The sequence below is a fragment of the Pararhizobium polonicum genome (genome assembly GCF_001687365.1).
GTDB lineage: Bacteria > Pseudomonadota > Alphaproteobacteria > Rhizobiales > Rhizobiaceae > Pararhizobium > Pararhizobium polonicum.
In genome coordinates this window covers 788,284-810,100 of sequence record NZ_LGLV01000004.1, presented here as the reverse complement: position 1 = coordinate 810,100, position 21,817 = coordinate 788,284, and the positions used below count along the sequence as shown (strand labels likewise).

At 59.4% G+C, this 21,817-nt stretch carries 20 protein-coding genes and 2 pseudogenes; 13 read left to right on the top strand and 9 right to left on the bottom strand.

What is annotated here, in order from left to right; genetic code table 11:
• Positions 1-37: 37 nt before the first annotated feature.
• Positions 38-976, bottom strand: coding sequence for an alpha/beta hydrolase family protein (locus ADU59_RS05620; protein WP_068952444.1), 939 nt, complete (start codon positions 974-976; stop codon positions 38-40).
• Positions 977-1,148: 172 nt separating this feature from the next.
• Here ADU59_RS05620 and ADU59_RS05615 point away from each other — a divergent pair, with 172 nt between their 5' ends.
• Positions 1,149-1,706 carry a TetR/AcrR family transcriptional regulator gene (locus ADU59_RS05615; protein WP_068952640.1) on the top strand — a complete coding sequence of 186 codons (558 nt, stop codon included), beginning with the start codon at positions 1,149-1,151 and terminating at the stop codon, positions 1,704-1,706.
• Between the two features lie 167 nt (positions 1,707-1,873).
• Here the strand turns inward: ADU59_RS05615 and ADU59_RS05610 are convergent, their stop codons facing one another.
• Entirely contained in the window at positions 1,874-2,257 is a 384-nt protein-coding gene (locus tag ADU59_RS05610) for a winged helix-turn-helix transcriptional regulator (protein ID WP_068952442.1), read from the bottom strand.
• Between the two features lie 124 nt (positions 2,258-2,381).
• On the opposite strand from ADU59_RS05610, the gene ADU59_RS05605 reads away from it, so the two are divergent.
• Positions 2,382-3,215 (top strand): enoyl-CoA hydratase/isomerase family protein, encoded by an 834-nt coding sequence (locus tag ADU59_RS05605; protein WP_068952440.1) that lies wholly within the window; start codon positions 2,382-2,384, stop codon positions 3,213-3,215.
• A 109-nt stretch (positions 3,216-3,324) separates the two neighbouring features.
• Here the strand turns inward: ADU59_RS05605 and ADU59_RS05600 are convergent.
• The 5 genes and pseudogenes from ADU59_RS05600 to alaE all read right to left on the bottom strand — a co-directional run bounded on the left by ADU59_RS05600 (position 3,325) and on the right by alaE (position 8,528).
• Positions 3,325-4,887: pseudogene (locus ADU59_RS05600) on the bottom strand (methionine--tRNA ligase).
• 282 nt (positions 4,888-5,169) lie between these two features.
• Positions 5,170-6,183: an alpha/beta hydrolase gene (locus ADU59_RS05595; protein ID WP_244506342.1), complete on the bottom strand. Its 1,014-nt coding sequence runs from the start codon at positions 6,181-6,183 to the stop codon at positions 5,170-5,172.
• A gap of 106 nt (positions 6,184-6,289) precedes the next feature.
• The gene (locus ADU59_RS05590) at positions 6,290-6,658 is read right to left on the bottom strand and encodes an ethanolamine utilization protein (RefSeq protein WP_068952438.1); all 369 of its coding nucleotides are present in this window, start codon (positions 6,656-6,658) and stop codon (positions 6,290-6,292) included.
• 99 nt (positions 6,659-6,757) lie between these two features.
• Positions 6,758-7,594 (bottom strand): alpha/beta fold hydrolase, encoded by an 837-nt coding sequence (locus ADU59_RS05585; RefSeq protein ID WP_068952436.1) that lies wholly within the window; start codon positions 7,592-7,594, stop codon positions 6,758-6,760.
• 472 nt (positions 7,595-8,066) lie between these two features.
• Positions 8,067-8,528: an L-alanine exporter AlaE gene (gene alaE / locus ADU59_RS05580; protein ID WP_068952434.1), complete on the bottom strand. Its 462-nt coding sequence runs from the start codon at positions 8,526-8,528 to the stop codon at positions 8,067-8,069.
• A gap of 66 nt (positions 8,529-8,594) precedes the next feature.
• Here alaE and ADU59_RS05575 point away from each other — a divergent pair.
• Positions 8,595-9,203 (top strand): annotated as a pseudogene (locus ADU59_RS05575) (TetR/AcrR family transcriptional regulator).
• A 127-nt stretch (positions 9,204-9,330) separates the two neighbouring features.
• The gene (locus ADU59_RS05570) at positions 9,331-9,732 is read left to right on the top strand and encodes a RidA family protein (RefSeq protein WP_068952432.1); all 402 of its coding nucleotides are present in this window, start codon (positions 9,331-9,333) and stop codon (positions 9,730-9,732) included.
• A gap of 199 nt (positions 9,733-9,931) precedes the next feature.
• Here the strand turns inward: ADU59_RS05570 and ADU59_RS05565 are convergent, their stop codons facing one another.
• The gene (locus tag ADU59_RS05565) at positions 9,932-10,936 is read right to left on the bottom strand and encodes an AraC family transcriptional regulator (protein WP_244506341.1); all 1,005 of its coding nucleotides are present in this window, start codon (positions 10,934-10,936) and stop codon (positions 9,932-9,934) included.
• A gap of 54 nt (positions 10,937-10,990) precedes the next feature.
• Between ADU59_RS05565 and ADU59_RS05560 the strand changes: the two genes are divergently transcribed.
• The 4 genes from ADU59_RS05560 (at position 10,991) to ADU59_RS05545 (ending at position 15,755) form a co-directional block, all read left to right on the top strand.
• Complete coding sequence (locus ADU59_RS05560; RefSeq protein ID WP_068952634.1) at positions 10,991-11,731, top strand: SDR family NAD(P)-dependent oxidoreductase; 741 nt, start codon at positions 10,991-10,993, stop codon at positions 11,729-11,731.
• Positions 11,732-11,956: 225 nt separating this feature from the next.
• Entirely contained in the window at positions 11,957-13,717 is a 1,761-nt protein-coding gene (locus ADU59_RS05555; RefSeq protein ID WP_068952430.1) for a monovalent cation:proton antiporter-2 (CPA2) family protein, read from the top strand.
• 16 nt (positions 13,718-13,733) lie between these two features.
• Complete coding sequence (locus ADU59_RS05550) at positions 13,734-14,732, top strand: homoserine dehydrogenase (protein ID WP_068952428.1); 999 nt, start codon at positions 13,734-13,736, stop codon at positions 14,730-14,732.
• A gap of 66 nt (positions 14,733-14,798) precedes the next feature.
• Positions 14,799-15,755: a quinone oxidoreductase family protein gene (locus ADU59_RS05545; protein ID WP_068952425.1), complete on the top strand. Its 957-nt coding sequence runs from the start codon at positions 14,799-14,801 to the stop codon at positions 15,753-15,755.
• Positions 15,756-16,127: 372 nt separating this feature from the next.
• Here ADU59_RS05545 and ADU59_RS05540 read toward each other — a convergent pair whose 3' ends face one another.
• Positions 16,128-17,012: a LysR family transcriptional regulator gene (locus ADU59_RS05540; RefSeq protein ID WP_068952423.1), complete on the bottom strand. Its 885-nt coding sequence runs from the start codon at positions 17,010-17,012 to the stop codon at positions 16,128-16,130.
• A 150-nt stretch (positions 17,013-17,162) separates the two neighbouring features.
• On the opposite strand from ADU59_RS05540, the gene ADU59_RS05535 reads away from it, so the two are divergent.
• The 5 genes from ADU59_RS05535 (at position 17,163) to ADU59_RS05515 (ending at position 21,450) form a co-directional block, all read left to right on the top strand.
• Positions 17,163-17,825 (top strand): hydrolase, encoded by a 663-nt coding sequence (locus ADU59_RS05535; protein WP_068952420.1) that lies wholly within the window; start codon positions 17,163-17,165, stop codon positions 17,823-17,825.
• Between the two features lie 196 nt (positions 17,826-18,021).
• Complete coding sequence (locus tag ADU59_RS05530; protein WP_068952418.1) at positions 18,022-19,053, top strand: LLM class flavin-dependent oxidoreductase; 1,032 nt, start codon at positions 18,022-18,024, stop codon at positions 19,051-19,053.
• Positions 19,054-19,090: 37 nt separating this feature from the next.
• Positions 19,091-19,981: a LysR family transcriptional regulator gene (locus ADU59_RS05525; RefSeq protein WP_068952416.1), complete on the top strand. Its 891-nt coding sequence runs from the start codon at positions 19,091-19,093 to the stop codon at positions 19,979-19,981.
• 157 nt (positions 19,982-20,138) lie between these two features.
• Positions 20,139-21,074 (top strand): pirin family protein, encoded by a 936-nt coding sequence (locus tag ADU59_RS05520; protein WP_068952414.1) that lies wholly within the window; start codon positions 20,139-20,141, stop codon positions 21,072-21,074.
• An 88-nt stretch (positions 21,075-21,162) separates the two neighbouring features.
• Complete coding sequence (locus ADU59_RS05515) at positions 21,163-21,450, top strand: GNAT family N-acetyltransferase (RefSeq protein ID WP_068952632.1); 288 nt, start codon at positions 21,163-21,165, stop codon at positions 21,448-21,450.
• Positions 21,451-21,817: the final 367 nt, after the last annotated feature.

Here is a 21,817-nt window from a genome sequence, read left to right as displayed (position 1 = left end):
ACGTTGGAAGGCGCGGACGGAAAAGGTGTCCGGGGACCTACTTCGTCTCGACGCTGCCTTCCGGCGCAGCGTCGGCCGCCTGGGCCGCGACCGTAACTGAGAAGGCGGGATCGCCGGAATAGAGCGCGCTGCGGAGGAAGGCGGTTGAAAGGCGCTGGATGGCGGCGACCCGCTGCGGCCGTTCGTCTGTCGTCTCTCGTGCCTCGTAACCGGGGATGCCGCCAAGAGCATGCTCGCCGCCAAAGGCCGTGAACAATGTCTTGGGTGAGGGGCTCAAATCGTAGGCATCGCGCCACCATCCGGCGCCACGTATTGAAAGCCTGCCCACATCATGGTCGCCGACGATGATCAGGGTCGACGCCGTCATGGCCGAAAAATCTGGATACATGAATGGGTAGGTATGGGCTGCGTATTCGGTCAAGTCATTGCCTCGACCCGGCGCCGCCAGCAACACGCCCGCCTTCACGCGGTTGTCCTTCCTGTTGACCATCGATCCGTCGTCCGGATCGGGATGGGTGGCGCCAAGCAAGGTACTGGCGGTCTGCGCGCCCCACGAATGGCCGGCAACCGCGATACGCGAGTGATCGAGCCGACCCCGGATCATCATTGCCTCGTTCTCGATGCGCTCGAGCCCGTCGAGAACGGCGGCAAGGTCTTGCTCACGGTAGCGCCAGAATTGGGGGCGACGAGGATCGTCCGGAGCAAGGCCGAGCATCCGCGAATCCAGGTGTGTTGGCTGGATCACGGCGAAGCCATGTGCTGCCCAATAATCAGCAAGGGGGCCATAGGCGTGAAATGACTGGCCATTGCCATGCGAGAAGATGATGACGGGCAGCGTGTCACCTGCGATCGGTAAGGAGACCCGAACTTGCACGTCAACGCCTCGTCCCGGCGACGGTAAGGTAATGGGAGAGATCGAGACAATAGTGGGTAAGCCCGCGGTGAGCGCGCGGTTTTCTGTGAACGAGCTGGACATGGGACTGCGAACCTCCGAACTGGCAAACGGATCACTGATCCGTTATGCTGTAAATACGGATCAATGATCCGCTTAGCAAGAAGGATCACGTAAAATGTTGCCGACCAAATTCCGGAATGCGGTCGAGGCCGCGTCACCGGCTCCTGGCGATGCCGAAGCACCGGCATCGCGAATGCGTGCAGATGCCCGCAGGAATGAGGAAGCAGTTTTGGAAGCCGCCAAGATCGTGTTCGCCCGTTCGGGGGTCGATGCGCCCATACGGGAGATTGCGACACAAGCGGGCGTAGGGCTGGGTACGCTCTACCGCCGGTTCCCGACGCGTGCCGACTTGGTTGCCGCGGTGTTCCGCCGGGAGGTTGATGCCTGCGCCGATGCGGCAGTGCTGCTTGCCGCTGAGCACCGGCCAGTCGACGCGCTGGTAGCTTGGCTGAAGCACTACACGCGCTTCCTCGCCACCAAACAGGGGTTGGCCGCGGCGCTCCATTCCGGCGATCCGGCATTCGCCACCTTGCCGGACTATTTCCGAAGCCGATTTGAACCGGCTCTGTCGATACTACTGAAAGCCGCTGCGGATGCAGGGGAAGTCCGTGCCGATGTCGCTCCCTACGATCTGCTGCGCGCGATCGGGAACCTCGCTGTAGCTTCGGGGGAGGACGGGCCTTCGCACACCAAACGAATGCTCATGCTGCTACTGGATGGCCTGCGTTATGGTGCGGCGAAGCCGAAGTAGCCTTATTTGCTAGCTTTGTCGGGATCGCCAAGTCGCGAAACCTGTCGGTGGTGGGGTCCAAGCCCGCTCTGCCCCGGTCTCGGGCGAGCAACTGCTATCCTTCCAGTCGGTACGGAGGCCGTAGCCGTCCGGTGCTTGAGACGGCAGAGCTGCCACAACCTCAAGCATTATATAGTGTCAAGTGACGCGTCGTCATAGCGGCGCTGGCAGTCCTGAATCACTTCGATGTTCTCGACGGTCCAGTCGAATAGGATCGCGAAAGGACCTTGCAGCGACCTGCCGAGGGGCGTTAAGGCATATTCAACCCCGAGCACACGCCCATCCAAGATCCTGCGCGTCAGCATGCCATTGCGCTCAAGCTTTCGAAGCGTTTGTGTGAGCACTCGTTGGGTTACGCCATCCAGGCGACGCTTGATTGCGTTGAAGCGACGGGGCTCGCTCAATACGGCTAGCACCATCATCGACCACTTGTCCGCGATCTGGTCGAGGATCACCCGGCTCGGGCAGTCGGCACGGTAAACCGGGTCATTTTCACTTGTTGGTTCATCCATCGGTATCCTCCGGCATCCCTGGGATGCTTTGGGTGCGTAATTGACGCTAGGTGTCCGATGAATACTTTAGGGTCAATGGCGCCAAACCAGCGCCAGAATTTCCCGAAGAACAGAGATCTTACAGATGACAGACACAGATTTCCGCAAGATTCTAGTTTCCCTGGCGGACGGCGTCGCGACGATCACGATCGACAATCCTCCAGTCAACGTTCTCGATGTTCCTTTGATGAGCGAGATGCGCCGCTTTCTCCTTTCCGTTCGCGATGACCCGGACACGCGCGTCCTCGTTTTCCAGAGCGCAGACCCGGAATTCTTCATTGCTCATGTCGACATGACATTGATCGATGAACCGCACGCCTTCGACGAAATTGCTCGTGAGGCTCCGGAGGGCCTCAATCCTTTCCAGGCGCTCGGGGAACTTTTGCGAGAACAGCCGCAGGTCACGATCGTCAAGCTGGCCGGCTTGGCGCGCGGCGGCGGTGCGGAATTCGTCGCGGCGGCCGACATGGCGTTTGCCGCCGAAGAGCGGGCGGGACTCGCCCAATGCGAAGCGCTGATGGGCATCACGCCCGGCGGCGGCGCCACGCAATATCTGTCCAGCCGGATGACGCGCGGCCGCGCCCTCGAAGTGATCCTTGGCGCCGATCTCATTGATGCGGCGACGGCGGAACGCTATGGCTGGATCAACCGGGCGCTGCCTGCCTCGGAGCTTGATGGCTTCGTCGACCGGTTGGCGCACAATATCGCCGCCTTGCCCGAAGGCGTCATCGCCGCGGCCAAGAGGGCGTTGCTTCTTGAAGATCTGCGGGATGGCTTTAAGCGCGAGCATGAGGCCTGGGCAGGATTGTTCGAGCGCCCCGCCGCCGAAAAGCTCATCCGCGGCGGATTGAAAGCAGGAGCACAGACTAAGGAAGGTGAGAGAAATTTGGAAAGCTTGCTGCGTGCATTGAATATGTGAAGTGTGAATGATCAGACTATAGCGGAATCGCTCCAACGAGCTGTCGTGGAGCGGTTTCAGCCGTTGATGGGCACGCCTGCGCTATTGCAAGCGCTGGCGCCAAAAATCATCACTTCATTCGCACCGCCGTCTGCCGCGGGAAGAGGATTTCTCCAGATGATGTCTTCACTCCGGTAATGGATATTCGAAAATCATACTGCGCCGGGCAGGGTATTCCGAGCATCGTGTGCAGCCTGGAAGCGGATTCAGGCAAGAACGGGAGCAAACAGCGAGCGACGGTGGCGAGACCATACACCTGTTCTGCCAGTGTAGCCCCGAGGCGATCGGAAATTATTCGTCGTTCCACTCTGTCGAGTTTTCCTGCCAAGACTTTGGCATCAGACCAGGGAGCTTTTCGCGTGAACTCTCTGTTCGCGGACCCCAGGTAGGAAAAGATTTCTGTTAAGCCGATATGGAGCTCGTATCTGTCAAACGAATGGAAGACTTTTTCGGGAAGGATGGTTGCTTCGCGGACAAGAGCGCTGTCCGGAACCGATGGTGTCATTGCTGAAAAGGAGGATGCCAGCAACGTGAGAACCCGATTGACAAGGTTTCCCAACTGCCCGCCGAGTTCTCCAGACCATGCGGCCTCAAGCCGTTCTTTAGAGAAATCCCCATCATCCGCGGAACGGATGTGGAGTAGCAGGTAATAGCGCAATGCGTCAGGGGTCTTGTAGTGCTGCACGAAGACCTCGGGATCGACGCCATTGCCGGCCGACTTTCCGATTTTTCCTCCGTCCAGGGTTAGGTAGCCATGAACGAAGATCGAGGACGGGAGCGGCACTCCGGCAGACAGGAGTATCCCTGGCCAGTAAATCGCGTGAAACTTGGAAATTCCCTTGCCGACAAAATGGATGCGTTCGCCTTGTTGCGACCAATAACGCTGGAACAGGCTTTCGTCGGAACCGTAGCCGAGGCCTGTGAGATAGTTCGCGAGAGCATCGAACCAGACATAGACGACTTCGTCGCTCCGCGGCACGGGCACGCCCCAGCCGCGTGCTCTTTCAGCACTGCGCGACACATTGATGTCCTCGAGTCCTCGCCGAAGCAGGGCGAGTATTTCGTTTCGCCGGTGAACCGGGACGACCTCGATCTCGTTTGTCTCGATCAGATGTCGAATGCGCTCGCCATATCGAGACAGGCGAAAGAATCAGTTTTCCTCCCTCACGGTCTCAAGCGGGATACCGTGCTCCGGGCATCTTCCGTCGTCCAGATCCGTGAGTTCGTAGAACTGCTCACAGCCAACGCAATAAAAGCCCTCATAGTTTTTTCGATAGAGGTCGCCATTCCTGGCGCACGCGTTCCACAGCGAATGAACGCAGGTAATATGTCTCGTATCCGTGGATGTGCGAACGAATGCATCGTTCGAAATTTGGAGGTGCCTGCCGAGCTGTTCGAAGCGGTCTGCGTTCTCTCCCACGAAGTCGGCCACCGGACGTCCTGCTGCTTCCGCGGCGCGAACGTTTTTGAGACTTTTGTCATCCGTACCGCACTGAAATCTAATGTCTTTGCCCAGAAGTCGAGAATGGCGGGCATAAGCATCAGCCTGCACGAGTTCGAGCGCAAAACCAACATGCGGCGCGGCATTGACGTATGGAATCGAGGTGGTGATGTAAGTCTTCGTGCTGTTCATCGGGATATCCTTGTGAAGGTTGCATTTCCCTCAAGGCGGATCGACCAATGAAAAAACCGCCTCAAGGGCGGTCTAAGGTGCATTACAAGCGCACAAAATCCGCCACGCTAGGAGCGCGGCATCATCATCGTGGCGTTGGTTGCATTTTTGTTCATATTGTCAGTGCTATCATCCGGTTGCGACCGAAACAAGCCCGCATTGAGGGGCGCCTCCACATCATGTCGCTGTTGGTTCGGTCGCAACAGATCGCCGTTTCGATCCATCGAAGTAAGCTTTGGATCGTCAGGGAACGAATGCCTGGAGACATTCGGTGACGAAACGGGCCACTTCCTCCGCGAGCTCCTTATCTTCCGGAGACCCTGAAAAGCCTCCATGCGGCATCGCCTCGAACACATGCAGTTCAACCGGTGCTCCCACGCGTCGCAGCTTGCGATGCAATCTCACCGCATTGGAGAGGAACAGGTCACGCGTTCCGCTCTGCACGAATATCGGCGGAAACGCGGCTGACATCTCTCCGAACAGCGGGGATAAATACGGATGCGACAGGACCGCTCCATCCGCATAGAGCAGATTGTTTGACATCAGGGGATTGGGAAGCACGACATCGATGGTGCGGTTGGTTTGAAAGCTGTCACCCGACTCCGTCAGATCCAGCTCCGGGGACAGCAATACGACGCCTGCCGGAAACGGCAGGCCTTCATCGCGTGCCCGCAGGATGGTGGCGAGGGCAAGATTGCCACCGGCCGAGCGACCGCCAAGTACGACGCGATCGGCCCCATAGTGATCGATCACGTGCCGATACACTGCCAGGCAGTCGTCGAGTGCTGCCGGATAGGGGTGGTCCGGGGGCATCCGGTAGTCGATACCGTAGCAGGTCATCCCGAGTCGGTTTGCCTGCAGCCGTGTGCTCTCGCGACAGGTATCGCCACTACCGAATACGAGCGCGCCGCCATGCAGGTCGATGAAAACGCAGTCTTTGAGGCGCGGGCTTTCCGGTAACGTGATATGGACAGTCGCTGTGCCCAGGCGCCGCGTTTCGATCTCGGTGCTTGTTTCATTCGTTACTGCATTGAGAGCCGCGGCGTAATGGGCTTCGGCTGCGGCCTGCAACTGACGCCAAGCTGCCCGATCGTTTGGTGCTGGTATTGGATAAAGCGCATTGTGTGGTGTGCCGTCATATTGTACGGCTGCGCGCAGCATGGCCTGCGCTTCCTGACTGATCGACGTTGGAACAGGAATGATACGTTCGCTGACGTATACACCTTCCACGGGGGAGAGATTCTGTTCGTTCTTCAAGCGGGCACTCCTGTTCACACGTGGTTTGGCGTGCAACTACCCGAACCAACGCAAATGACCCACGCCGAAAGACGCAACGGTAGGTCGGCAGAGTCAATCGTCCACATCACGTTGAGCTCGATGATGTGGGTTCTGGCTGCTGCCAATGAGGAAATGTCACATAGGCGGTCATGGCGCCAGTCTCATGAGAACGGATGGTGACCTTGTCGCCTGTCTGCATTGCAATGATTTCGCCTGGCCCCGCTGTCTGCGATCCGTGCGCATCTGAGACCGTTATGCGTCCTTCCAGCACAATCATCGTGTCGTGTACGGGTATGGTCTCTTGGAGAACCTGGTTCGGGCCGTAGCGCCCGAACCCGATGGTCACTGGCCCGCCGTGGCGCTGGTCGAGCAGGTTGCCGGTGTAGATCTCACCTTCCTGCCCCGGCGACCGTTCAAACACCGCGTCGGCAATGGCGAATTTGTGAACAGTCATGGACTATCTCCTGAAGATTGGAACCGAGCGATTGATGGGTCGATAGCGTGACCGCCGCGCGACTGTTCGTGACGCGGCGGCCCGAATTGATGGAGCCTGCTATTTGGCGATGAAAGCCAGGATATCCTCGTTCAGAACATCGGCGTTGACCGTGAGCATTCCGTGTGAATACCCGGGATAGGTCTTCAATGTGCCATTCCTAAGCAGTTTGACCGCCTTTGAAGCTGATGCCGCAATCGGAACGACCTGGTCGTCCTCGCCGTGCAGCACCAGCGTCGGAACGGTGATGGCTTTCAGGTCCTCCGTCTGGTCGGTTTCCGAAAAGGCCTTGATGCCATCATAGTGCGCCTTGGCGCTGCCCATCATTCCTTGCCGCCACCAGTTCTGGATGACGCCTTCATGGACCGTCGCGCCCTCGCGGTTGAAGCCGTAGAACGGGCCTGACGGAACGTCGCGGAAGAACTGTGCACGGTTGCTGGCCAGTGCCGACCGAAAGCCGTCGAAGACCTCCATCGGTGTGCCTTCGGGGTTGTCCTCGGTCTTCAGCATCAGCGGCGGAATGGCGGCGACCAGAATGGCCTTCGCCACACGACCGGCCAGTTCGCCGTACCGCGCCACATATCGCGCCACTTCGCCGCCGCCTGTGGAATGGCCAACGTGAACCGCGTTCCGCAGGTCCAGGGCCTTGACGACGGCAAAAGCGTCGGCTGCGTAATGGTCGATGTCGTGCCCTTCGGCAACCTGCTCCGAACGGCCGTGCCCGCGCCGATCATGCGCGACCACGCGAAATCCCTTCGATAGGAAGAAAAGCATCTGTGCGTCCCAATCGTCGGACGATAGAGGCCAGCCATGATGAAATAAGATTGGCTGGGCATCTCTCGGGCCCCAATCCTTGTAAAAAATCTGTACGCCGTCGTCTGTGGTCACGAAGCCCATGTTGCGCTCTCCTTCTGATGGTTTGAATGTGGCAGGTTCGTCGCCTCGCACATGGCGTGGCCAAAATGTTGAACTGGCAGCAACGGCTGCTGCGGAAGTCAGGACCTCGCGGCGACTGAGCGGCAGGTCCAGACTAAAATGGCGATGCATAGGCTTGTCCCTCGGTCTGATAAAATGCAGTTGGCGTTGCAGAACAATTTCCGCTTTGTGGCCGTTGCGGCGTTGGCAAGAGCACTCGGACCCACACCTTGACAATCAGGAGTTTGGTTCTTTCAAAAACTTGCGTTTGCAGGTTCGTTGGAGCACCCGTTCCGAGCCGTCTTGAGACTTGATGGCATCTCAAGACGCGAACCGATAGGCCGCTTTCGTGCAAAGGTGTGTCGCAAGAAGCGGAACGCAAACGCGTTTCGCTTCTTGCGAGCGTTCTGTTTCAATCAATCGGATCATTTCAGCCGGACAGGGGCATAGCCGCTCAGGTGTTGAGTGACATGGGCTTCGAGCCGCCCGAGGGAAGACTGAAGAGGCTGCGTACGAAATTGAGGAATGCACCATAGGGTCGCCCGAGCAACAGCATCATCTCCGCGGCTCCAATGACCCCTCGGACAAGGCCGCTGCCGGTGGCACCGCTGAAGGAGATGATCGCGGTGTAGAGTGGCGCCTGAAAGGTTAGAAGTGCGAGACTGTCCCAAGTCAGGCGTGAAACACCGGTCTCGCTTGCGTGGCTCATCATCCAGTCCCGCCATAGGCCATAGGGGCGCCCGATCGGAACCATGAGTAAGGCACCTATTAAGCGCGCCTGTATAACCTGTTCCCACGTCATCCCCGCAATGAAACGTTCATTGATGACACCCGTTGTGGTGAAGAACACAATCAGGGCGAACGTGTCGGCGATATATGCCCGACGTCGCGTCGGTTGGCTCTCGGATTTGGTCAACCTGTTCTTCTCCGTAAGCCTTTTCCAAACGCGGTGTCGTAAACGGCGGAAACGGAAAGACAATCAATGCCTCCGAGAGCGCGAGCCAAGATGGTTGAAGAGGCGCCTGCAAAGCTGTTGGCTGCAGCTCGGCGGGCTTTCGCTAAATACGGCTATGCTGCCGCCTCGATGGACGACATGACTGCAGACGCAGGGCTGACCCGCGGTGCGCTTTACCACAATTTTGGCGACAAGCGCGGACTGTTCGCCGCAATTGTGGACGAGATCGATAGCGCGATGGCAGAAAGCGCGGTGGAAGCCGGGAAGGCTGCTGGAGGAGGAGGGGCGGGGCTGGTTGCCGAAGGGGCAGCCTATATCGAGATGGCGCTTCAACCTGACGTGCGGCGCATTGTCCTGCTAGACGGCCCTTCCGTTCTCGGGGATCCATCCCCGTGGCCAAGCCAAGGACGGTGCCTGTAGGCCACGATATCGACGCCGCAGGATTTGGCGGATGACGGCCATGTCAAGGCGGTCGATATCGAGGCCCTCGCACGTCTGCTCAACGGTGCTGCTCTCACGGGGGCCATCTGGGTAGCAGCAAGCTCGGAGCCACACATCACGCTTCCAAAGGCTGTCACGGCATTCGAATGCCTTGCTTCCGGCTGCCTAGCCACCAGCGATAAGCAATCACCGTAACAGGTCAAGCCTTCCCAACTGCCTCGCCCACTTTGCTTGGCATTGAAATACGCGAGGTATGTCATCATTTAGCATACGCTGCGTATGTTATTGCGGCCAAGCAACTTCTAATCGAGAGGAATGAGCCATGCCTAAGGCTGAGGTTTTCGTTACACCCGGGTACGGACCTAAACTGCGTGATCTTCTCCACTATTCACAAGCGCTGAAGATTGGTGATCGTGTTGAAATATCCGGGCAAGGCGGCTGGAACGACGATCTGGAGATCCCGGAGACGATCGAGGTCGAGATCGAACAGGCTTTTCAGAACGTGGAGCGCACCTTGGCGACAGCCGGCGCTAGCTGGAAGGATGTCGTGCACGTGAACTCCTATCACGTGGGCGGGTTTCCGCCGGTCGTGAATGAGACCATCAGCCGTCTCTACCGTGAGTATATGCCGGATCGGGCCCCAATCTGGACACAAACCGGTGTCGAGGCGCTGGGACTTCCAACGATGCGTATCGAAATTCGCGTGACGGCAATCCTTGGTTAATGTCTGATCGCAGATGCGGTAAGCGCATCTGGCCAGCATATGGCGACGGAGGGTGGGAAAGCCTGCCATCCATCGCGTAGCTCAAGACGTGCTATAGCTCGAACATCTCAGCGGAGATGTTGAGTGCTGTTCCCCACCCTGTGTGGCCGGCCAAGATCCTTCCGATCAATTCTTCATCTGCAGCGGGAAACGAGTGAGTTTACCGCTGCAGATCAGCCGTCGGCGCGCTGCCGAACATGCTCTTGTATTCGCGGCTGAATTGTGAAGGGCTTTTATAACCCACCTCGTATGCCACGCGCGACACATTGGTGCTCCCGCCGGCAAGAAGCTTGCGTGCCTCAAGCAGGCGGATATGACGTTGAAAGGCGAGTGGGCTGAAACCCGTAACTTCCTTGAAATGTCTGTGAAAGCTTGTGGCGCTCATATGAGATGACGCTGCCAGTTCAGGAATGTTGACAACCTCGCTGTGATTGACGGCGAGCCAATCGGCTGCTGCCTTGAGTTGCTGGAACCGGTCGTTCCGTTTGCCAACCTGTCGGAGGGTATCGCCCATCGAACTTTGAAGAAGGCGATAATAAAGCTCGAACTCGTAGTGTGGTGCCAGCGCGCCGATATCCTCTGGCTCGTTCAGCAACCCAACTAGGCGAGTGAATGCATCGCCGACCGATCCGTCGAGATTGCCTGCGGCGACTGCGCACGTCCAGCGATCCTCGCGTTTGGGCATATCGAGCATGACGCGCGTCAGGATGTCGGTATCAAGATGAAGGCTGATGCCGACATAAGGCAGACCGGGTCTGGCCCCGGTCAATTGGTGGCTGTAGGGCAGGCCGAAGGACGAGACTGCACAGGCACCCGCTGTTAGCTCGAAACGATTTGCACCCATGATCAAGACCTTTGTTCCCTGCAAGACCGCATAGAACATGGGTTCGAACACGGCCGGAGTGGGCGACGTGACCCTTGTGCTCGTCCAGAGTGTCAGGCGCGGAACGGGCGTTGGAAGGCCGACTGTTCCTCCCTGCTCCGGGATAAATGGAGCGACATCGTTCAGCAGGCGTGTGGTCGGCATCACCAAGTCTAGCATCGTGTCAGCATGTAGTGATTTGGTAGGATCAGGCAAGTGTCTGGGAAAATCGGGAATGTTGTCTGCATCGTGATTGCCTATCTTGAGGCTGAACGAAAAGCCTGCCGGAGCGACCAGTGCCAAGGAATGGACCTCGACATCGGTAATATGGCGACAGAGAAAGCAAAGGGTATCATTATGTATGATCTGGCTGGAAAGAATGCGCTCGTGACCGGCGGGTCGCGCGGCATCGGCGAGGCGATTGCGATTGCGCTGTCCGAGAAGGGTGCAAACGTCGCGATAACGTACGAGCGATCGGTAGACAGCGCGGAGCGACTTGTCCGGACTATCGAAGGGAATGGCGGCAAGGCCATCGCGATACAGGCCGACAGTGCGGATCCTGCAGCCATCCAGCGGTCAGTGGATGAAACCGTCCGTGCGCTGGGCGGTCTCGATATTCTCGTCAACAATGCGGCGGTCGCGCGATATAACACGATTGCAGATTTCACAGTTGAGGATATCGACGCACTGCTTGCCGTTAACGTACGCGGGCCGGTTCTCGCTGCAAAGGCTGCAATTCCCCACCTCAAGGACGGCGGGCGCATCATTACCATCGGATCGGCGGGCGCGGATCGTATCGCAGGAGTACCTGGCACGGTCTACTACATGACCAAAGGCGCGCTCCAGGCATTTAACCGCGGTCTTGCGCGCGAATTAGGCCCTCGGGACATAACGGTCAATCTCGTGCAACCGGGATCGACGAACACGGACTCGAATCCGGAGACGGGCGAATTCGCCGACTACCAGCGCAGTCTCAGCGCACTCGGTCGCTTCAACCAGCCGCAGGATGTCGCGGCTGCAGTTGCTTTCCTGGCAACGCCGGCCGCCCGACAGATTACCGGCACCATCCTTACGGTGGACGGTGGGGCTCTTGCGTAGTCTTTGGTGATGGCTGATGGTTGTTCGACTGAAATCAGGCAACCTTCGTTTCGCCAATAGCGAATCAGCCATACAACTCACGTTCCTCTTTTGGCGACAGAGTTTTGCCGATGCTGCGACTATTCGTGCCAGTGCTGCAACGATACCAAACTCAGTGAGAGGCGGATCGGCCAAGCAAGGCCTGTTGCCGGCCGCTCTAAAACAAGAGACCGGGGATGTGAGTGCATGGCTGAAGCGAGCTTGGGGCAGACGATTGGGCCGGCGATTGTCCTGATGGGGGCGGCCGTGGTCGCGGTGCCCCTGTTTAGGCGGTTAGGCCTCGGTTCGGTTCTCGGATATTTCGCAGCCGGCGTGCTTGTCGGGCCGTCGGTTGTCGGGCTGTTTACCGATGCTGCGTCGATATTGCATTTCTCCGAACTGGGCGTTGTGATGTTCCTGTTCGTCATCGGACTGGAACTGCGGCCTTATAAGCTTTGGGCCATGCGCGGCCAGATTTTCGGGCTTGGCCTCGTGCAGGTTGCGGCGGCGACTGCTGCCCTGTCCTTGGCAGGCACGCTGGTCTTCGGTCTGCCTGCCACGGTCGCTTTCGTTGCAGGCGCGGGTTTCGTGCTCTCCTCGACGGCCGTCATCATGTCGGTGCTGCAGGATCGCGGCGAGATTTCCAGCACGGAGGGGCAGAAATCCGTGTCCATCCTTCTCTTCGAAGACCTGATGATCGTGCCGCTTCTGGCGGTCGTCGCCTTCCTGTCGCCACTGTCGCAGGGTCAGTCGGGATGGATGGATGTTCTCCTGGCGCTCGGCGCGCTGCTCGTTCTTCTCGCCGTATCGAAATGGGGGCTAAACCCGTTCTTCGCCCTCCTGGCGCGGGCAAGGACCCGCGAGGTGATGACGGCCGGCGCGCTCCTGGTGGTGCTGGGAGCAGCTTTGCTGATGGCGGGTGCCGGGCTTTCCATGGCGATGGGCGCCTTCCTTGCAGGCGTGATGCTGTCGACTTCGAGCTACAGGCACCAGATCGAAAGCGATATCGAGCCGTTTCGCGGCCTGCTGATGGGCCTGTTCTTCATGGCCGTCGGCATGTCGCTGGACCTTGCCGTGGTGGCAGTCGAATGGGGGCTTCTGCTCGCCATGCTGGTCGCCTTCACCATAGCCAAGGGCGCTATTGTGTATGCGGTTGCCCGCCTGTTCGGCGGCTCCAGCCACCAGGCCCTGCATCGTACCTCGATGTTCCTGCAGGGCGGCGAGTTCGCCTTCGTGCTCTATGCCGCCGCAACCGCCGGCGGCGTGATCGATCCGCGCGAAAATGCGCTGTTCACCACCGTCATCATCTTCTCCATGGCGCTGACGCCGCTGCTGATGATCGCGGCAGACCGTCTACTGCGCAGCGAAGCGTCGATGGAGGGTGTCGAGGCGGCGCGTGATCTCAGCGGAAGAGTGCTCATCATCGGCTTCGGCCGTTTCGGCCAGATTGCCTCGCAACTGCTTCTGTCGAAGGGCGTGAACCTTTCCGTCATCGATATGAACCCCGACCGTATCCGTGAAGCGGGACGCTTCGGTTTCAAGGTGTTTTTCGGCGACGGCACGCGTCTCGACACGCTGCACCATTCCGGCGCCGGTTCGGCCGAGGCCTTGCTGATCTGCATCAACGACTCGAAGGCCGCCCTGCAGATCGTGGAACTGGCGCAACATGAATTCCCACAGGCCAAGATTCTGGTGCGCAGCTATGATCGCGGCCATGCCGTGGACCTGATCCGCGCTGGCGTCGATTACCAGATCCGCGAAACGGTCGAATCCGCCTATAGGATGGGCGCGGAAGGCCTGCGCGCCCTGGGCTATGCCGAGCTTGACGTGGAGGAGGCGGCAGAGGACGTTCGTCGGCGGGATAATGAGCGGCTGTCCGAACAGGTACAGGGAGACGCCATGTCCGGCATGGATCACCTGCATCTCGGACCCGTTCCCGAGCCGCTGAGCGGTGTGGCAGCGAAGTAGCGGAAGAGCCGATACGATGAAGACATCGAGGATTGCGATAGCAGGTTTCGGCGGCGTGGGGCGGGCAACAACAAGCCTGCTTCTGTCCCGGCGGGAGCGTTATCGCGAAGTTTACGGCACGGATATGCGGCTCGTGGCCGTCTGCGGATCCCGGTCCGGTGTAAAAAGCGCTGATGGACTGGAAGAAGAGCAACTCTCCACGCTCGAAGACGGGCTCTCGGGCCCGGCCTTCATCGAAGAAAGCGGCGCTGATATCCTGATCGAGGCAGGCCCGAGCGACTTCCGCACCGGTGGCCCGGGGCTTGGCTATCTTCACTCGTCGCTTTCGGCCGGGCGTGACACGATCGTGATATCGAAGGGCGCGCTGGTTCATAGCGGGCGGGAACTGCGGGCGCTTGCCAAAGGCTCCGGCGCGATGCTCAAGCTCAGCGGTGCCGCCGCGGCCGCGCTGCCGACGTTCGATCTGGTTGAGCATAGTCTCAAAGGCTGCGAGGTGCTCGAGGTCGACGGCATCTTGAACGCCACGACCAATTATCTGCTCGATGCCATGACGACACGCGGAATCGGCTTCGAGGAGGCATTGCGGGAGGCACAGCTTGGCGGTTTCGCCGAGGCCGATCCGCGCAATGATACCGACGGTTGGGATACCGCCTGCAAGCTGCTGATCCTCGCCAATTTCGGACTGGGTGCTGACCTTACGATGAGCGATCTGACCGTAGCGGGTATCCAGTCGGTCACCGCGGAACGGATCGAGGCCTGGCGCGGGCAGGGGCTGGTTCCGAAACTCGTTGGCCGCCTTTGGCGCGAAAACGGTGCGATCCGCGCCGAGGTCGGCATCCGGACCTATCCGCTTGCCGATCCTCTCGCGAATATCCGCGGCAAGGACAAGGCGATCCGCATCGTCACCGATGCGATGGGCGAGACGCTCGCAATTGGGTCTGGAAAAGAGCCGCTTGCGACGGCCGCCGCAGCGTTGAAGGATCTGGAACATATCCTGGCGGTAAGGACGGTCTGAAAATCGGGCGATATAGCCACCGCTACCACTCAAGGCAAGAGGCCCCCAGCGGGAAAGGAACAGCGCATGAAAGCTGCAGTCTATGACAACCCCGGTCCGCCGACAGTCTTGAGGTATACCGATGTGCCCGATCCCGTCTGTGGGCCGCAGGACGTCCTGATTGCCGTCGAGGCGATTTCGATTGAGGGTGGCGACTTGATCAACCGGCGCTCGACACCACAGCGATCCTCTTGGATCGTTGGTTATGCGGCTGCAGGGATCATTGTTGCAGTTGGCGAAAATGTGAGGGACCGACGCGTTGGTCAAAGGGTGACGGCCTTCGACATGCAGGGATCGCATGCCGAACTCTGGTCCGTGCCCGTCTCTCGCACATGGTTGATCCCGAATGACGTCGGCATGGCGCAAGCCGCGGCGCTACCGATCTCCTTCGGGACGGCCCGCCACTGTGTCATCACCAAGGGCCGGCTAAATGAAGGCGAGACGGTTCTGATCCAGGCGGCCGCTGGCGGCGTTGGTCTGGCGGCCATTCAGCTGGCGCGTCAAGCGGGGGCGACGGTCGTTGCGGTCGTCGGTGGTCGCGAACGACAAGCGCGTTTGACCGCACTTGGAGCCGCGCATGTCATTGATCGATTTGAGCAGGATGTCGTTGGGGAAGCCCGTCGGCTGACCGATGGCAGGGGAGTTGATCTCGTGATTGACCCCGTTGGATCGACCTTGCAAGCCTCTCTTTCCGCGCTTGCCGTCGAGGGACGTCTCGTCTTCGTCGGAAACGCTGGCGGTGACGGTCTCGACGTCGATCTCTGGTCGCCCATGCAGAACAATCAGACGCTTCACGGCGTTTTCATGGGGCCGCTGTTCGAACGGCCTGCTGTGCATCGGACGGTTGACGAACTTCTGAATGCCACTGCGGAAAGGCGGCTGGACGTGGTCATTGATCAGGTCTTTCCGCTTCGAGAGGCAGCAAGAGCTCATGAATATGCCGAAACGGCAAAGCCGTTGGGCCGCGTCGTGATGACACCCTGACGCAGAGGCGTCGAAAAACTGATCTGGCGGCAGGAAAGCCGCCGGCATGGAGCGGACCTCGTTGAGGAACAGTTGCTGCGAATGTCCATCTGCCGACGGGTTTTGATGAGACCCGTTCATATCCGGCACTTGTTTTGTCGATCCCAAGCAGCAGTGCGAACGAGCAAAACCTTCTTGGCTTCGCCGCTTTCAATCTTGTTCCTGAGCTTCTGATACAGTCTCTTCAGGTTATCAGCGGAGGTCGCCACGGTGCCACCGGTCGATACGAGGCTGGCCACCGTCTGTTCGATCTCTCTCCGTTCAGCGAAAAGGACTTTTGTCGCCGAAGGCGCCGGCCATTCTGCATGTATTGCAAGCCGGCTAGCGATGCCGTTAGTCGGTTCGTTGCCCGTCGCTGCCGAAACACTCGATCAGCATTTCGGTCAGAACGCGGACCTTTCTTGAGGGGTGCTGTCCCGGCGGGCGAACGACATAGATTCCGGCCGGCGGCGGCGGATGATTTTTCATGACTGTCACCAGCGCCCCGGAATCCCGATATTCCTGGGTGAGGCCATCGGGGAGCGCGGCGATACCCAAACCGGCCGCGGCAGCGACGACAAGAGCCGCCCCGTTATCAGCCTTGAAACGGCCCTGCGGGCGAATGGTCAGAATCTTATCGCCGTCCATCACCTGCCACGTTTCCATCCCCTGCATCAGCGCCTGATGCGTCACGAGCTCCTCCGGTGTTTCCGGGGACCCGTAGGCCCTGATGTAGGTGGGACTGGCGACGTATTTTCCGTAAAGGGGGCCAACGCGTCTCGCGATGAGATTGGAATCCTGAAGTGTGCCGACCCTGATCGCGCAATCAAACCCTTCCGCAATCAGATCTACGAAACGGTCGCTATAGCTTGTCTGGATCTGCAGTTGCGGATGGCGCAATGCCATGTCCGCAAGGACAGATGCAAAGTGGGTGGGCCCGAACGACAGGGGCGCGGCAACTCTCAGGCGACCGCTCAGTTCGCCGGCGGGCAGGATTGTATCTTTGGCGATATCGATCTCGGCGCTGACCCTGGCCGCATAGTCCCGGAAAGTGGTACCCGCTTCTGTCAAGGACGCCCCGCGAGTGGATCTTGCGAGCAGTTGCACGCCGAGCTCTGCCTCAAGCCGTGCAAGCCGCCGGCTCACCATCGACTTGGAAACGCCCAGCCTCAGCGCGGCGGGCGTTACGCCGCCCGCATCCGCTACCTCCACAAACGTCCGCAAATCCTCGATGTCCATGCTGCGTTCCCCATTCCGCGACACTGTTCGGCACAAACGATGACTACCGCATCGAAATCGGGAATGACAAGGTTATTTCGCAGACAGCGCTTCGGAGAGCGCTTGCCCCTCCAGCAGTGTCTCAATCAACCGCCAACATAGGATACAAGTATGACCTTTCGTAACGGCCTTGGCTCACTCCTTCGCCCCGAAGACTCCGTGCTCGTCATGATCGACCATCAGCCTTATCAGCTCGCAAACGTGAACAGCCACGATCCACAGGCGGTCGTCAACAACACGACGGCGCTTGCGAAAGCGGCAAAGGTTTTCAACGTCCCGACGATCCTGACAAGCGTGATTGCCGGTCGCGGCGGATTGCTGTTCAAGCACCTCACCGATGTGTTTCCGGGACAGGAGGTAATCGACCGCACGTTCATCAACACCTGGCAGGACTCGAAAGTGGTGGATGTGGTGAAAGCCACCGGCCGCAAGCAGCTCATCATTGCCGGTCTTTGGACCGAAGTCTGCGTTGCCATGCCGGCAATCCAGGCTGCCGGCGAGGGCTGGGACGTTACGGTGATTACCGATGCATCAGGCGGAACCTCGGTCGAAGCGCATCAGGTCGCCATCCAGCGGATGATCGGGGCCGGCATCAACATGATGACCTGGCTTGCGATCGCTGCCGAATGGCAGCGCGATTGGGCGCGTGAGGAGACCGCGGCAGCACTGACGGACGTTATCGTCGATCATGCCGGCGGCAGCGGCATCGCTTACCTATGGGAGCAGCAGCTTCTCAACACTCCCGTACAGGCGGCCAGCAAGGCGGGCCTGTAAAAGCGACCGGGATGGCGAATCTCGAATTGATGCCGCCGCTAAGGCCCTCAAGTCGAGCCTCGCCGTCCCCACTCAAGCATGTTCACACAGACGTTAAAAGTGCCTGCGCCCATCGTGACGGCGGTTATCCGACGGCGGAGATGAAACTGGCCTCGTAAGTGCGGCGACAACCCGGCGAAATTTGGAAGGACCACGCGTGGAAATAGGTATCGACAGTTTTGCAGCCATCCTTCCTGATCCCAAAACGGGCAGGCTCCCGTCACCGTCGGATCGCATGGCCGAGCTTATCGAGGAGGTCGTTGTCGCTGATCGCGTCGGGCTCGATGTCTTCGGTATCGGCGAGCATCATCGGGGTGAATTTCTCGATTCCGCACCCACCGTCATTCTGGCCGCAGCCGCGTCCCGTACTTCCCGCATCCGGTTGACGAGCGCGGTAACGGTCCTGAGTGCCGCCGATCCGGTGCGTGTCTTCCAGGAATTCGCAACCCTCGACCTGATTTCCAAAGGCCGTGCCGAACTCGTGGTTGGTCGGGGCTCCTTCGTCGAGGCTTATCCGCTGTTCGGCTTGGATACGCGGCATTATGACGAACTCTTTGCCGAAAAGCTTGACCTTTTTCTCAAGCTCGGTGAGGCGACCGACATCACCTGGGAAGGTCGCTTCCGGCCGCCACTCAAAGGGCAGGGCGTCTTTCCGCGCCCCCATCAATTGCGGCTTCCGGTCTGGATCGGCGCCGGCGGCTCGCCGGAATCCTTCGCTCGCGCCGGTGCACTTGGGCTTCCTTTGATGGTGGCGATCATCGGCGGCAACTTCGAACGATTCCGGCCACTTGTCGATCTCTACCGCGAAGCCGGCCAACGCGCCGGGCATGACCCTCAAAATCTCAAGGTGGGCGTCCACGCGATGGGCTTTGTCGGCGAGACCGATTTGGCTGCAAAGGATGCCTTTTTTCCTGGATGGGCGCATCTGACGACGAAGATCGGTCGTGAGCGCGGCTGGTCGCCGCCGACGCGCCAGCAGTTCGAGATCATGACGGGTCCTGACGGCGCATTCCTTGTCGGCGATCCGAAAGCCGTTGCCGCCAAGATGTTGCGGGCAAGTGAAACGCTTGGTGGCCTTTCGCGCATCACCTTCCAGATGAGTACGGCTTCGCTTGAAACGGCCGCGATGAAGCAGTCGATCGAGCTTCTGGGCACGGAGGTCGCTTCGATCATCAGGGCGGCGCGATAGGACGGATATCCACGGCGTCGCAACGGAGGCATGCCAAATGGACATCGAAGATCTGCGGGTATTCGTCGAGGTTGCCGATTCGGGAGGTATCACTTCGGCTGCGCGTAGACTCGGGGTCTCCAAGTCCATGGTCAGCCGCGCTCTCACCAGGGTCGAGGGTGCGCTCGGCGCTCAGCTTCTTGCACGAACGACACGGGGAGCCGGTCTGACGGAAGCCGGGGTCTTGTTTCGAGACCACGCAGCACGGGTCTGCGCCGAGATCGACACTGCGCGCGAGGCGATACTGCCGCAAGGTGACCTTCGTGGACGCCTACGGATTGCGGTTCCGCTGACATCGGGTCCGGTCCATTTCGCACCGGTTCTGGCCAAAATGGCGCGCCACCACCCGCAGCTTCAGATCCATGCCGACTATAGCGACCGGTTCGCCGACCTGATCGCCGACGGGTTCGATTGTGCAATCCGTGTCGGTGCCCTGCGTGACTCGAATCTCATGGCAAAACGAGTCGGCCAGATTTGCGGCAAGCTGGTGGCGAGCCCGGACTACATAAGATTGCACGGCTCGCCGGATGCGCCCGAAGAGATAGCGTCCCACCAGGCTTTGGTTGGTGCGGAGACCTGGCGATTCATGGACGGCGACAAGATCATCACCGTGCAGCCGCGGGGCCGCTTCAGGACCGACAACGGCATGGCGCTTGCGAGCGCAGCCGCCGAGGGGCTCGGCATCGCCTGGCTTCCCGATTGTGTCACCCATGATTATCTCGCGTCAGGGGCTCTCGTTCCGATCATGACCCGTTTTCCGCTGCCGGTCGGCGGTGTCTATGTCGTCCGGCCTCCCAGCCCGCATCCGTCCCGAAAAGTGCGCGTCCTCTCGGAGTTGTTGATCGAATCCTTTGAGACTGACGCGCATCTTTGGGGCGCCGGACGTTGATATCGTATACAGCGCGTTCCGCTTGCCGCAACACAGTGTAGCGTTCCCCGCAGCTAGTCGCGGCTGCTGTCGCTTTCTAGCTTCGGTGGCGGTGTTGGCCGATCGGGTAGCACATCGAAAGGGCAGGCGAGCGGCGCCTGTCCAGTGGAGAGCAAGCATGAGTTGGAATCCCACCATTGCACCAGCCTGTCCTGAAGAGATCGGCCTCGATGCGATCGACACCCTCATCATTCCACGTTCGCGCGACCTCGGTGGCTTCGAAGTTCGGCGCGCCTTGCCTGCGCCGAAGCGCCAGATGGTGGGACCGTTCATCTTCTTCGATCAAGTCGGGCCTGCGGAACTTCTGACCGGGCAGGGCATTGATGTGCGGCCGCATCCCCATATTGGCCTCGGCACCGTCACCTATCTTTATCGCGGCGAATTCCATCACCGCGACAGCACAGGTGCCGACCAGATCATTCGCCCCGGAGCCCTGAACTGGATGGTTGCGGGCCGGGGTGTCACGCATTCCGAGCGCACTACGCCAGAGGGCCGCAGCGCGCCGCAAAGCCTGCTGGGGATCCAGACCTGGGTAGCGCTTCCCGACAACTATGAAGATATGGCGCCGATGTTCGAACATCATGGAACACAGGCGCTGCCCGTGATCGAGGATCGCGGTGTCACGGTTCGGCTTGTCCTGGGAAACGCCTATGGCGAGGTCGCTCCTGCGACGATGTTTTCCGAAACCTTCTACGCCGATGTCACGCTGGAAGCAGGCGCTCGCCTGCCACTGCCGGACGATCACGAGGATCGTGGGATTTATATCGTCGAAGGCTCGATCTCGATCGCAGGCCAGGATTTCGAAGCGCCGCAGATGATGGTGTTTCGTCCAGGCGACAGGATCACGGTAACGGCCGGCGGCCGAGGTGCAAGGCTGATGGCCCTCGGCGGCGCGACATTCTCAGGGCCGCGCTACATCTGGTGGAACTTCGTCGAATCCTCGAAGGAGCGCATCGAAGAAGCCAAAGCCGAATGGCGTGCCGGAAACTGGGGAGAGGGGCGTTTCGATCTTCCAGCCGACGACAGGGATGAGCACATTCCCTTGCCCGATTGATTTCTGCTGATCGGCCCCAATTAGAAGACCATCTATGGATGGGTCGGATCGGCACGTTAAACACGGTATTGATGACGGAGGAAATGCGTTGAGCGAAGAGGTTGAACGGGAAGATGGTGCGTCAAAGGGACGCTACCGGATCGTTGTGGATGGGCATGAGGCCGAGATGACGTACAGCCGGGCGGGTCAAAAGCTGATCATTATCGACCACACGGATGTTCCTGCTGCGTTGCGTGGCCGAAAAATTGGCGGGCAATTGGTCCGGCAAGTGGTAGAGGACGCTCGGCGGGAAGGTATTACGATCATACCGCTTTGCCCCTTCGCGAAAGCGCAGATAGAGCGCCATCTGGAATGGCAGGATGTTTTGAGAAAGTGAAAATTCTGCCGAACACAGAACCGGAGCCGGCGATGGGGAATGTTATGGGGAAGAGCATCTCTCTGCTTCGAAGCAAAGCAGGTCCTTCAAGCTGCTACCAGAGAGAGGAACAATGGCCGAAAACACTCCTGATCTAACTTTGGCAGAGCGCCAGATTGTCGAGGTCATCAGTCGCACTGACAAGACTCTTGCTGCCGCGGTCTCATGTGTGGTGCGGACCCGGATACCTTCAAAGGGGGAAACCCTGAAACTGCCTATCACGTCATCCGTAATTCCCAGAATATCGCCAAGCACTATTGGTCCGCTGACATTCAGCCGTATCCACCGAAATAGCGTTCGGTTGTTCATCGACATCCAGTATCGCGCA